This window comes from Candidatus Kuenenia sp. (assembly GCF_039794105.1).
GTDB lineage: Bacteria > Planctomycetota > Brocadiia > Brocadiales > Brocadiaceae > Kuenenia.
The window spans coordinates 1-12573 of the sequence record NZ_JBDIWA010000053.1 but is presented as its reverse complement, the minus strand read 5'-3'; the positions used below and the strand labels follow the sequence as shown (position 1 = coordinate 12573).

The following is a 12573-nucleotide window of genomic DNA, read 5'->3' as shown; positions in this document are numbered from 1 at the left end:
TGCTGGTAAATTACGTTTAACTCGGCATTGATTATACCACCTAACTTATTGTTAATCAAGATGATATATCGTTTTTTTGTGATGCTTTTCTTAACTTAATGACATTGGGTTGCAAACCTGAACCCGCCAGGGGCAAGATGCTTGTGTTACATTGTGCAAGTAATTATAAAATCGGGAATACTCCCATTCAAAGAGAAGTGAAAAGCATCTATTTTGTGACACTTTAGTCTTTTGGAAAAGCGAAAACGCTCGTTCCGGAACTCCTGCCTGGTAACGAGCGTTTTCTAAACGAGCGCATCTTCCGCTATTTCTTTACCCTACTCATCTTTTTTTATTACCTGAACTGACAAATAATTTTCAATCCCCATATCCTTAATTTGCTGCAAGTGTTCCTCCAAATCATTTGCGTGTTTTTCTTCATCGGTCAAAATATGTTCAAGCAACTCCCTGGAACCGGCGTCTCCAACCTCAGCGCACAAGGTGATTGATTTTTGGAGTCTCTGAATTGCAATTTTTTCCAAAGCGTAATCATTCTCCAGTTGTTCCTTAACGGTCTTTCCAACATTAATTTTATCAAGGTCCATTTTCGGTATGCCTTCTAAATACAACAAACGTTCAATGAGTTTTTCCGCATGCTTCATCTCTTCCATTGAATTATTTTCATTAAATTCATACAGACGTTTATATCCCCAGTTTTCACACATCTTGGCATGTACAAAATATTGGTTAATCGCAGTAATTTCAGCCATTAACAACTCGTTCAAAACCACAATAACCTTTGGATTTCCTTCCATAAAACACCTCCTTTATGTAATAAAATAATACTTATGTAAAAAAGGGGAAATGGCGATAGTATCACCACTCCGTAAAACTTATAAAAGTATTATAACATTGAATTGATGTTTTTTGCATAGGGAATTAAATACTTTTTATCGCAATAGTTTTAGTCAAATAATAAATCTATTTAGAGGGGGTATTAGACCGCATAAAACGCTTGGTTCTTGTAGTGAACAGTTTAAAACCTGTCGCTACCGGAACATGGAAAGAATATGTGTGTTGAAGTCACCGCAGGTATAATTTAACGTTTAGGAATTTCAATATTTTTGTAGAGACGCATTGCATGCGTCTCTCTGGTGTGTCAGTAAGTGCTCTTGTGTCAACATTTTTCTTTACGCGTAGCAGTTTCCAGACGCATGCAATGCGTCTTTACATTAATAGCAACAACATAATACAGTCACTGCCAAAGGCCCACCTGGTTTAAAAATCTTCGAATCCGTCTTCTCCCATCGAAATAATTTCTTCGGGATGCTGTTCTTTCTTTTTGGTTGATGAATGAGGCAGCATCGGTTTTTTCTCCGTTTTTATCATCCTTGGTTTGTGCAGAGGTTCATGCTCCATTTCGTTTTCAGCGATTTTGAACTTATTAAGCATTTGGTTCAGCCCTCTTGCCTGTTCGCTCAACTCCTGGCTTGCGCTTGCGCTTTCCTCTGAATTAGATGCTATTTTTTGAGTGCTTTTATCGAGGTCTGTCATTGCGGTATTAATATTGGAAAGCCCCTGCGCCTGTTCCTGCGATGCAGTGGTTATTTCGCTAACGATGTCCGCCGTATTCTTGCTTTCATCTGTTATCTGCAAAAACGCCTGCGCCGTCTGGTTTGACATATCACGCCCTTTTTCTACCTGCTTAACGGTGTTTTCTATAAGCGCTGATGTTTCTCTTGCGGCGCTGGCGCTCCTTTGAGCTAAATTGCGCACTTCTTCAGCCACCACGGCAAAGCCTTTGCCATATTCACCGGCGCGCGCCGCCTCTACCGCGGCGTTCAATGCAAGCAGATTTGTCTGAAACGCAATATCGTCTATCACCTTTATTATCTTTGATGTGTGAGCGCTGCTTTCCACCAAATCTTCCATTGAACTCACAAGGCCGCTCATCATCCGGTTTCCATTCTCCGCCGCTTCTCTTGTCTTTCGTGCAAGGGCATTTGCCTGCTGGGCATTATCAGCACTGGCGCTGGTCATTGAACTCATCTCCTCTATGGTTGCGGATATTTCTTCTAATGTTGACGCCTGCGAATTGGATGATTCTGCAAGCTCCTGGCTTGCGGAAGAAATCTGGCTGGCAGCAGTGGCAACCTGACCGGCTGACGTTTTTACCTGCGCAAGTGCGCTCCTTAAATTTTTCAGCGCCGTATTAATAGACATGTTCATCTCCCCTACCTCATCGCTTGATTTGATTTCCACCTCTTTTTGCGTCAAATCGCCATGAGCCAGCTTGTCTAAGATATCAACCGTTTTGCGTAAAGGCATTGTAATCTGCCTGGAAACAGCAAAAGAAACAAACATCCCTACCACTAATATTATCGGGAAAATAATGATCTCAGTGCGTATCATGTTTCGCACTTTCGATCCGGAACGCGCCGCCATAGTCATAACGGCTTCGTTCATTACGTTCAATATGACCGGATTATCGGTGCTGATGTAATCATTGCTTTTGTTGATGTTTGGGGACAATTCCAAAATCCGCTTTATGCATTGCAAAAGGTGCGCTGAATCATCCTTTAGTGCCAATAGTTTTGTTCTCACCTTTTCCGACGTTTCCGCCCGCAGGTTCAATTCGGCAGACCCGTTTAATAACCCGTCTAAAATGCCTGGATACAAGGCGACGGAATCTTTCAGCTCCCCCATGATCTCATCCCTGCTATTCCCAGCCATTGAAGAAGCCATGACCGCTTTTGCCATTCTCTGGGAAATAGCCCTCAAGCTCCCCGCGGCAGCGATTGCTTCGTGAGAAGACCCCTCTTTGCCCATGGTAATTATCAGCTCATGCGCCGCGTTAAATAATTTAACATTATTTTTAAATACGTACTCCTTACTTTCAATTAATGACGGTGAATTTTCTACGATGTTTTTAATATTCCTGTAAAACAGCTCCCACTTTTCTGACACCATTTGCAACGCACGGATGATTTCAGGAGTTTCGGCTTTTGGCAAATTAAGCGAAGGGTCTCCATCGATTAATCCTCTCAGCGTTTTTTCAAATGTTTCGCTTGTTTCACGCAACAGATGAATAGCAGCTTTGTCGCCCTGGATAACCTGATTGGCCTCTTTTGACATTTTTTGTATAAGCATCCTCTGCGCACCGGCCAGATTAATTATATTTGCGTCAGCTTTTTGCTTCTGTATCGTTATCACGGTGAACGTTATTATTCCTGCGATAACAACAATATAAAATAGTGTCAATACCAACAGTTTTTTCCCAACCTTCAGAGAATTTAAAAACAGCATTATAAATGCTCCTTTCTTACGGATTCGATTCATACGCAAGATGCTCGTAACAATTTACTTTTAAAGGATTATGTCAGTTTTTTTGCAGGCAGATGTTTGTTGTATTCATGCAATATGCATTCATTTTCAGGTAATGTAAACCAAAATATGCTCCCATTGTCAACCTTGCTCTCTACACCTATCCTTCATCCATGTAATTCAACCAGTCTGCGTGTAAGTGCAAGCCCGATTCCGGCGCCGTTGATATCTTTATCTTTTGTGCTATTTGACCAGTAAAACTTCCCGGCAGATTCTTATCAATCAAGAGGTCATGCAGGCGCCCCTGCACTTCTGAATGCAGTTCCCACTGCGGTGTGCCGCGCTGGAAGAATGGCTTGTCGGGTTGCGGAAAGGTGTGCAGAACCACCACGAGAGAGATGTTCCGTGCTGCTGCAGCATCCATGACCCGCAGAATATTGGTCAAGCGCCCTTGGGGATGGGTGATGGGTAGCAGGCCAGAAAAATATTCATTCTGCACATCGACAACTAATAGCGCTCTTTCATAAGTGTTTTCCTCCTTTTTTGCTTCCAATGGACAGCGCAACCTAACGTCAAAAATAACCTGCTGGAACGTGCGGCGCACAGGACGTTGGTATTTAATGAAACGTTCTGCGGAACTTCGCACCTTCGGTTTCAAACATCTCTGTTCCAGTCAGGTTGATTTTTTTGTTATACGATTTTAAAGAGAATACAACTACTTATAGCTTGTTCAAATTGAATATTTTCAGATATTCAATTAATTTATTTTTTTCTTCAATTGATGTATGAACAAAATTGGGATCTGTTATGCCATTCTTTACTCCATTCCATTTCATATAAAAATATTGACTGTAAATATTATTAAAAATGGCATCTTTATAATTTAGAATAAGAATAATATATTGTGCATTAATATTATTGGGTAAAAGAACACTATCATTATACCAAGGAGTAGGAGAATCAGGGGGAATATCATTAGAAATCGAAAAGTCAAAAGAAAAATTAGATTTCTCATTGAGAGACTGTTCTATTATAAGTATTTTTCCTATTAAATCTTTTGCAGCGTGAATACCACTATTTTTCATAGTTATTTGTATACGAAAAGACGGGCTATTATCAAGCTTTTTTATACCTGGTGCTTCACATTCAAAGTATGGTCTTTTAAAATGCTTTTCTTCATTTAATGCTGAAAAAGCAAAATAAATCGTCGTTAGAGCTGCTAATGCAGCGATGGCTCCTGATATCGAAGAGATAACATCCCACTTATTCTTTTTATTACTCACTTTACTACCTACTTTTATTTATCATATAACAATGATTATACAGTCTGTATAAAACAGCAAATACAGACTGTTTCAGTATATATAAGAAGTTGCCGTGTCTTCTTATCACGCATTGTAACTTATTTTTTATAAAGCTTTTGTGTATTTTTTTGCTTTTGTTCATTCCGGTTTATACAGTCTGTATAAACCAACCTATAACCTATCGACTGGACTTTGGACGCCGTGACCACCTTTGTTCAAGACATGGGTGTAGATCATCGTTGTGCTGGCGTCTTTGTGGCCAAGAAGTTCCTGGATGGTGCGAATATCAGTAACAGTTCACCCACCCCTTAATCCTCTCCCAAGAGGGGACTTTTTGTATTCCCTTCTTGAGAGGGGTGTGTCCTTTTCAAATACTGGAACAACCCAGAAGGGGTGAACTATTACGTGTTTTTCCATCTGTTCTCCTGCGGAAAGAGCCATTGCCAGCGCCAATCGGCTGGCGCGTTGGGATACTTGCGATCCAAAGCATCGGGCATCTGCACCCGTCCACAGCCTTCGGCAAGGTCTCTCTCATGGACAGTTCTGACCTTTAGCAAATGATCCTGAAGTGGTTTCTTAAGCAATTCAGGAAGCATCGTTATCCGGTCTTTCGCTACTTTGGCGTTGAGGACATGGATTTCGTTGCGAGGAAAATTAATGTTCTGTACGCACAGCTCAAGGCACTCCATCAAACGTAACCCCGAGCCGTACATAAGCGAGGCCATGAGCCACTTATCGCCCGTCAAGTTTGCAAGAACAGCTTTCGCTTCATCGCGAGTCATAACCACTGGCAGGCGTGTTGGTTTGCGGGCACGTATGACCTTAATACCCATACTGGTAAATACTTCGCCCCTTTTTTTTCAAAAAACTAAAATATTACTTTTATTGTATTTCCTCATTTTACAAATTCAAATTTCATCAGATGTGTCGCACACGATATACACGGGTCATATGCACGCACAAGCATTTCTACATCAAGGATTATCTCATCCCTCGGTTTATTTACTATTTGAGGAATCAATAACTTTAAATCATTTTCTATATTTGCAAGGTTTTGTGCCGTTGGAATTACAAAATTTCCATAGGTAATCCTGCCATTATCGTCTAATGTATGTTCGTGGTACAATGTCCCACGGGGAGCCTCAGTAGCGCCAACACCGTTCGCTGCTTTGGGGGTCAATGCCACGGTTTCTTCCTTCAAATTGTCCGAAAGCAATTCATCTATCAATCCAATACTATCCTCAAAACAATGAACTGTTTCAACAACCTGAGCAACATTATTCATATATGGATTGTAACAGGGGTGTTTTAAGCCCATTTCTTCCGCCGCCTCTTTTGCTTTTGGATGGAGACGTTCATAGTTGTTATTGAATCTTGCCAAAGCTCCTACCATATATGAATCCCGGAACGATTTTGCATGTTTTGCGGTGGAGTGATTTACAATAAATTCCTTTGCCCTTTTGAGATATTCCGAAGGTTTCACTTCTCCATTATCGCTCGATTTGATATTGCCATCATACAAAGCGTATTCATCCGGATGGGTAAGCGAGATATATTCTGTTTCTCTTTCAAATTCAGGGGTTCTCAGATGCTTAAAGAATTTTACCGTTTCATCAATATCTCCCCTCGAATCCTCTATCCTTTTTTTAAACCGCTCAAAATCCCTTTTCTCAGGAATTTTTGAGAAACCGCCTATATTCAATGTAATAGGATGTACATGCCTACCACCAACCAAAGCACACAAATCATTCGCAAGGGCCTTAAGCCGCATTCCCCTTACGATGCTTTCCTTGTTGTCTTTTATCATGCCAAATATACTCTTCACACCAAAAAAATCAGGCACAGTCAGAAAATAGGTATGAAGGACATGGCTTTGAATAAATTCAGCGTTAAGGAGTAGTTTTCGCAATTTTATTGTTTGTTGCGATGGTGTAAAACCGAGTGCTGACTCTATAGCCTTTATTGACGTTGTTGTATGGGTAACGGCACAAATTCCACAAATTCGTGATGTAATATGAGCGGCCTCTTTATACGTCCTGCCTCTCACCATCGCTTCGAAGAACCTTGGAGACTCAACTATATCAAGCCTCAATTCTTTCACCTGCCCGTTCTTAACGTCTATCACAATATTTCCATGTCCTTCGACACGGGTTATATGTTCAATATTTACATGTAAATCATGCATTCAATGTTCCCTTTGAATATTATTGCTTATCCTTATTGTAACTTCCAAATAACATATATTCTGCAATAGCCTCATCGATGGTTAATCCGTGTTCTGTTAATAAATTCTTATGTGAAGACATATTTGGATCGTCTATCAGCCCGCGGCATCCCACACATCCATCATTGTATGTAGGACATATCGCCTTGCAACCCGCTCTTGTTACAGGTCCCAAACAAATCATGCCTTTTTCAAAGAGACACACGTTTTCCTTCATCTGGCATTCCACACACACAGGATAGCCTGGTATACGGGGCTTTCTTTCCTGAAGAATCGCCTTTACCACTTCTACAAATTCATCCTTGTCTATAGGGCATCCGTGTATGGTATAATCAATCTTTATGACTGCTTCAATTGGCCGTGCCGGTATGGTATCGAAATTATTCGCCATATTCCCGTAAACAATTTTTTTCACGGCATCCATTTCATAATGGTTTTTTAAACAATTAATGCCGCCGATCGTTGCACAAGCCCCTAAAGCAACAACAATCTTCGCCGTATCACGTATCTTTTTAACCTGCTCAATCTCCGAATTTCTGGTTATACTGCCCTCAACAAACGCCAAATCATATTCATCAGATTTTTCACTCATGGCCTCTCTGAACGTTACAATATCAACCAGATTAACAAGGTCGAAAAGCTGTTCTTCTAATGCCAAAACGGTTAACTGACACCCCTCGCAACAGGTAAATGAAAAAAAGGCAACTCTTTTTTTGTTCATAGCGCTTCCGGAAGAAATTTTAACGTCTGATAGCTAAATTTAGGACCATCGAGACATACATATACACCGTTGACCTGACAATGGCCACACTTTCCAACGCCGCATTTCATACGCCTCTCCAGTGACAGTATTATATTGGTTGCCGGAATCCGTTTTTCCTGAAGTTCGAGTAAAGCATATTTGTACATTACGGGTGGCCCCACCACTAATGCATATGTATCCTGAGGATCCAGTTTGAGAAACGGAATAAGTCTGGTAACGACGCCCGTTTTCCCTGACCAGTTTTTATCAGGCCGACTTGTTGTAACAGTCAATTCTAAGCCCTCTGTTTTATTCCATGTTTCCATCTCATCCCTGAACAGTACTTCATCAGGGGTTTTTGTTCCATAGAGAATAATTACTCTCCCGAAATCATGCCTTTTTTCAAGCACATAATAAATCATCGACCGCAAGGGCGCTAATCCAAGCCCTCCCGCAATAAATAAAATGTCTTTCCCCTTTAATTCTTCTATTGGAAAACCATTGCCTAACGGACCACGTATCCCCAGGTATGAATCAATTTCAAGCCTGTGAATTGCTGAAGTTACATCCCCAACTCTTCTGATACATACGCCGATACTGTCTTTGTCAAAGGGAGATGACGATATTGAAATAGGCGCCTCACCGACTCCAAAGACTGATAGTTGAACAAATTGCCCCGGAATAAAAGAAAATTCTCTTTGATTTTCCAAACGTATTTCAAAATATTTTTCCAGCTCTGTGAGACGTCTAATACTCACAATCTTTGCTATTTCCGGGAGATAGATTGAATTATTGCTGATCATTTTTGCTTATTATTGTTTATAACTGCATTTACGGTTTCTGCAACATCTATATGTACGGGACATGACCTGGAACATCTCCCACAACCAACGCAAAATGATGTGCTGTGTTTTGTCATTAAGTAATTAAACTTTCGGTTAAACCTGTGCCGTAATCTCTGACCTCTCGTTGGTCTGAAATTTTCGCCTGTTGCAACTACAGAAAAATCTTTTAATGTACAAGCATCCCACTGGCGGCGTCTTTCTCCTGATGTCATAGTTAAATCCACACAATCAAAAACATCAAAACAATAACAGGTTGGGCAAACAATATTACATCTTCCGCATCCTAAACACCTGTCATTCAGTTCATCCCAGACAGGGTCATTATCTGCATTTTTAAATAATGAGGGCAGATTTGATACATCTGTCAAAAATTTTTTCTCAAATCGTCCCTTGCGTTCTTCTTTCATACGGCAGATCTTTTCTTCTTCATATTTTCCTGCATGTGTAAAACAAGCATTTTCTCTGATAATAGCTTCCCCTTGTGCGGTTCCAATGGAGGCATAAAAACAATCACCTATGTCGGTTAATAAAATATCAAATCCTTCTTCTACGTCTAAACATCCGACACTTTCACAATAAGCATACTTATAGCAGGGCTTCATGCAATCAATTCCAATGATGATGGTATTTGCACGTTTTTGAGTATAATTTTTGTCTTCTCGATCGGCAGTAAACACCTTATCAAGCAATTTAATCCCATGGATATCACAGGGACGGACGCCAAAGATTACCTGTTTTTTTGATTCAATTACTGGCTTTACTTCAGGATAAGGGGCGGTAGAAAAGCTTAAGAGCGTTTCTCGTTGGGGAAAAAGGTATTTTTTGGGAGGAAGCAATGTGGGTATATAATTATCAAGTGGGTCGGAAAATGTCTCTATTTCATCAAAAATATAAAACCCTGTTTCTTTTTGCTTAACACCGTAAACCGTATATTCTTCTTTTAGCTTCTTTAAAAAAATATCTATGTCTTTTTTTTTAATCAATACACTAATCATGTGCGGCATATTTACCCAAAGTATTCACGGACTTCTTATCTCCCCTCTAAAAAGAGGGGCCGGGAGGTGTGTTATAAGGGAGCAAATCTTTTACCACACACACCGTACTATATATGAGTGGCAAATCTTTTTCAAAAAACTAAAGTGTTACTTTGTTATAAATTATACCCTCTTTTAGTAACCATGTAATTCTGAAATGTAAACGAAGAGGCATTTCCAATGATCACGATTGTCATCATATCAATTGAATTTTGGTCCATTTTGCCCAGCGTGGTAATGACTATAGACTCTCCTTCTCTTTTCGCATTTTTCACTACCCCTACCGGTGTCGCAGCGTTTTTGTATTTCAAAATAATTTCGACCGTCTTTTTAAGCTGCCAATTCCTTTGAGAACTTTTAGGATTATAAATAACCATTACAAAATCAGCCTCTGCCGCGCTTTTCACACGTTTTTCGATTGTTTCCCATGGAGTTAATAAATCACTGAGACTTATTACCGCATAATCATGCATAAGTGGCGCGCCAAGAAGAGCCGCGGCAGCGTTGGCAGCGGGAATGCCAGGAATAATTTCCAGCGGCAAGCAAATATTTTCTTTGTACAACATTTCCATAACAAGGCCAGCCATACCATAAACACCAGAATCTCCGCTACTAATGAGCGATACTATTTTCCCTTTCAGCGCTTCCCGAATAGCCAATTCTACGCGTTCAACTTCCTTGCGCATCGCCGAAGAAATAATTTCTTTTCCGCAGGTAATATCACGTACCAAATCAACATAAAGACGGTAACCTATAATAATATCAGATTTTTTTACCGCCTCCAATGCCCTCACACTCATGTCTTCTTTAGAGCCTGGGCCTATACCTACCACATAAAGTTTTCCCTGGCAATGGCTATTGTTATTCCCGGATATTTCTGTTTCTTTAAAATTAATTGTGTTTTCCTCCCTGCTAAAAGTGCAGATGGTTCACAGACCCCCCAGACGCCTATCTTTTCTCTTACAAAAGCTGACTTACTGTATTCCTTTATACAAGTGCCAATTTCAGGTAAAGACACAACGTTCAGCGGTATCCTAAGTTCATCAGAAGCTTGTAATAATCCCGGTTCTTTTGCTTTAATTTCAACCGTAGAAATTAATCTAACGTTTTCTATTCTCAGGGAAATTTTATTAAGAGCGTCTTCAATTGCCTTTTTTATTTCATGCGAAGTAATCCCTTTTTTACATCCAATTCCAACAATAATATCTTTGTGCGCTTCCGTGCCGGTCGTAATAACAGCATTTGAATGTAATATACCGGCAATTTTATACGCCAGCAGATTTGCGCCACCTTCATGCCCTGAAAGCAAACTGATTATATGACGTCCCACATCATCCACTACCACTATCGCAGGATCTGTATATTTGTTTTTAATACAGGGAGCAATCACACGAACCACTATCCCCGTAGCCATTACAAATATTATCCCGTCATAATCATTGAATAATTTCCCGACTAATTGGTGAAGCGGTTCATTAAAGTACACTGCATCCTTCAAATTATCTCCGGCATTAACTATCTCATTTTTATCGCCGGAGTTAAAGATATACACTGAAGGGGCGGTATCCATATACGAAACAATCCTTTTTGACGTCTCAACCCCTTTTTCAGTTATTGTTATAATCGCAATATTCAAGAAACACTTAGCTCATAATAAATTCTGTTACTACGATTTAGTACTTTTCTCTTTCTCGATCTTTTCGAACTCTTCAAGAAGATCCCTTTGTCTTTTTGTTATATTTTTAGGTGTTTTAACGATCACTCTGACATACTGATCGCCGTATCCTTGTCCTCTTAAATATGGCATACCACTGTTACGCAACCGAAATAATGTATCAGTTTGAGTACCCTGCGGTATTTTCATTATAGCATTTCCATCCAAAGTAGGCACTTCTATTTTAGAACCTAATGTTGCATCAATTAACGAAATTTCTTTTTCAATATACACATCATTCGCCTGTCTGTGAAAAAAAGGGTGCGGCTGTATTGAAATATAAACATATATACCTTCTTTCAAACGTCCACCGCTTTTGTCCGGTGTTATTCTTAACGTCGTGCCATTATCAACACCCGGAGGTATTTTTATTTTTATTTTGTCCAGTTTTTGAATTTCACCAATGCCATGACAACTCTGGCAGAATTTTTCTATAATTTTTCCACGCCCATTACATACAGGACACGCACCAATCTTAATTATTCTGCCAAATCCTTGTAATTGTTCCAGTTTCACTTCTCCGCGTCCATCACATCTATTACATAATTTTGAGCTTGTACCTTTTTCCGCTCCAGACCCATTACAGTCACCGCATTTTTCCATATGTGGAATAGCTACTTCAGTACTTATCCCTCTATATGCCTGCTCTAAGCTAATTTCCACTTGTACGCTTCGTATCTTTCTTTCCGGCCTTCCATATCCACTTGTCCTGGCGCCAAAAAAATCGCTGAAAATACTTCCACGTCCAAAAAAATCAGAAAATATATCGTGACCGAATATATCTTCCAAATCATTTATATGGCTAAAATTCTGCCATGAAAAACCCTCTTTCCCAAAATCAGATTCGACTCCGGCATGGCCATACTGATCGTACCTTGCACGTTTGTTATCGTCAACAAGCACCTCATACGCTTCAGATATTTCTTTAAATTTTTCTTCTGCTAATTTTGGATTATCTTTATTAAGATCCGGGTGAAATTTTTTTGCCAATCTTCGGTATGCAGATTTTATATCTTCCTTAGAAGCATTTTTCGCAACACCTAATAAATCATAATAGTCTTTTTTTTCTGACATAATTACAATCTAATGATAAATTTGTTTGGTTTATCCATGGCAAAAACCCGCCGAACTCTTACCTGTTTCTTGACTCGATTCTTTATTTATATGAATAGCCTCCTACGTAAAGCTTACAACAAAATATTGCTCAAGAAAGTATCATAATTCATAAAAGATTACAAATAATAAAAACTACGAAAAACGCCTCTAAACATGCAAATCCACTGGAAACACAAAGAGCCGGGAAGTGGTTTTGCCACTTTTTCCCGGCTCTTCGCTTGTTCTACTTCTTACTACTTACCGCAACTATAAGAAACGCTGTTAATAACCTCTCTTATTTTACAAGATATC

12 protein-coding genes and 1 pseudogene are annotated in these 12573 nt (G+C 39.7%); all 13 read right to left on the bottom strand.

Going from position 1 to position 12573, the window contains the following annotated elements; translation table 11 throughout:
* Window positions 1-317 precede the first annotated feature (317 nt).
* On the bottom strand, window positions 318-794 hold the full coding sequence (gene bfr / locus ABJL82_RS15890; RefSeq protein WP_347275688.1) for a bacterioferritin: 477 nt from the start codon (window positions 792-794) through the stop codon (window positions 318-320).
* A 463-nt stretch (window positions 795-1257) separates the two neighbouring features.
* Window positions 1258-3285 (bottom strand): methyl-accepting chemotaxis protein, encoded by a 2028-nt coding sequence (locus ABJL82_RS15885; RefSeq protein ID WP_347275687.1) that lies wholly within the window; start codon window positions 3283-3285, stop codon window positions 1258-1260.
* Window positions 3286-3463: 178 nt separating this feature from the next.
* The gene (locus ABJL82_RS15880) at window positions 3464-3961 is read right to left on the bottom strand and encodes an isochorismatase family protein (protein ID WP_347275686.1); all 498 of its coding nucleotides are present in this window, start codon (window positions 3959-3961) and stop codon (window positions 3464-3466) included.
* A 61-nt stretch (window positions 3962-4022) separates the two neighbouring features.
* On the bottom strand, window positions 4023-4586 hold the full coding sequence (locus ABJL82_RS15875) for a hypothetical protein (protein ID WP_347275685.1): 564 nt from the start codon (window positions 4584-4586) through the stop codon (window positions 4023-4025).
* Window positions 4587-4778: 192 nt separating this feature from the next.
* Window positions 4779-4895 (bottom strand): annotated as a pseudogene (locus ABJL82_RS15870) (tyrosine-type recombinase/integrase); the annotation flags it as partial.
* A gap of 113 nt (window positions 4896-5008) precedes the next feature.
* Window positions 5009-5440, bottom strand: a complete 432-nt coding sequence (locus tag ABJL82_RS15865; RefSeq protein WP_347275684.1) for a tyrosine-type recombinase/integrase — start codon at window positions 5438-5440, stop codon at window positions 5009-5011.
* A 62-nt stretch (window positions 5441-5502) separates the two neighbouring features.
* A complete protein-coding gene (locus tag ABJL82_RS15860) occupies window positions 5503-6792 on the bottom strand; it encodes a Ni/Fe hydrogenase subunit alpha (RefSeq protein ID WP_347275682.1) in 1290 nt (429 codons plus the stop codon).
* A 19-nt stretch (window positions 6793-6811) separates the two neighbouring features.
* Entirely contained in the window at window positions 6812-7552 is a 741-nt protein-coding gene (locus ABJL82_RS15855) for an NADH:ubiquinone oxidoreductase (protein ID WP_347275681.1), read from the bottom strand.
* Window positions 7549-8376: an FAD/NAD(P)-binding protein gene (locus ABJL82_RS15850; protein ID WP_347275680.1), complete on the bottom strand. Its 828-nt coding sequence runs from the start codon at window positions 8374-8376 to the stop codon at window positions 7549-7551. The genes ABJL82_RS15855 and ABJL82_RS15850 overlap by 4 nt, the downstream gene beginning before the upstream one ends.
* A complete protein-coding gene (locus ABJL82_RS15845; protein WP_347275679.1) occupies window positions 8373-9413 on the bottom strand; it encodes a 4Fe-4S dicluster domain-containing protein in 1041 nt (346 codons plus the stop codon). The genes ABJL82_RS15850 and ABJL82_RS15845 overlap by 4 nt, the downstream gene beginning before the upstream one ends.
* 155 nt (window positions 9414-9568) lie before the next feature.
* The gene (gene cobJ / locus ABJL82_RS15840) at window positions 9569-10285 is read right to left on the bottom strand and encodes a precorrin-3B C(17)-methyltransferase (protein ID WP_347275678.1); all 717 of its coding nucleotides are present in this window, start codon (window positions 10283-10285) and stop codon (window positions 9569-9571) included.
* Window positions 10279-11088, bottom strand: coding sequence for a cobalamin biosynthesis protein (locus tag ABJL82_RS15835; protein WP_347275677.1), 810 nt, complete (start codon window positions 11086-11088; stop codon window positions 10279-10281). The genes cobJ and ABJL82_RS15835 overlap by 7 nt, the downstream gene beginning before the upstream one ends.
* Before the next feature lie 30 nt (window positions 11089-11118).
* Window positions 11119-12240: a molecular chaperone DnaJ gene (dnaJ, locus tag ABJL82_RS15830; protein WP_347275676.1), complete on the bottom strand. Its 1122-nt coding sequence runs from the start codon at window positions 12238-12240 to the stop codon at window positions 11119-11121.
* Between the last annotated feature and the right edge of the window lie 333 nt (window positions 12241-12573).

Bases quoted from the DNA above. Each gene is read 5' to 3' on its own strand.
- ABJL82_RS15850 (WP_347275680.1), bottom strand. From the start codon at position 8,376: ATGATCAGCAATAATTCAATCTATCTCCCGGAAATAGCAAAGATTGTG.
- ABJL82_RS15865 (WP_347275684.1), bottom strand. From the start codon at position 5,440: ATGGGTATTAAGGTCATACGTGCCCGCAAACCAACACGCCTGCCAGTG.
- ABJL82_RS15885 (WP_347275687.1), bottom strand. From the start codon at position 3,285: ATGCTGTTTTTAAATTCTCTGAAGGTTGGGAAAAAACTGTTGGTATTG.
- dnaJ (WP_347275676.1), bottom strand. From the start codon at position 12,240: ATGTCAGAAAAAAAAGACTATTATGATTTATTAGGTGTTGCGAAAAAT.
- ABJL82_RS15845 (WP_347275679.1), bottom strand. From the start codon at position 9,413: ATGATTAGTGTATTGATTAAAAAAAAAGACATAGATATTTTTTTAAAG.
- ABJL82_RS15860 (WP_347275682.1), bottom strand. From the start codon at position 6,792: ATGCATGATTTACATGTAAATATTGAACATATAACCCGTGTCGAAGGA.
- bfr (WP_347275688.1), bottom strand. From the start codon at position 794: ATGGAAGGAAATCCAAAGGTTATTGTGGTTTTGAACGAGTTGTTAATG.
- ABJL82_RS15855 (WP_347275681.1), bottom strand. From the start codon at position 7,552: ATGAACAAAAAAAGAGTTGCCTTTTTTTCATTTACCTGTTGCGAGGGG.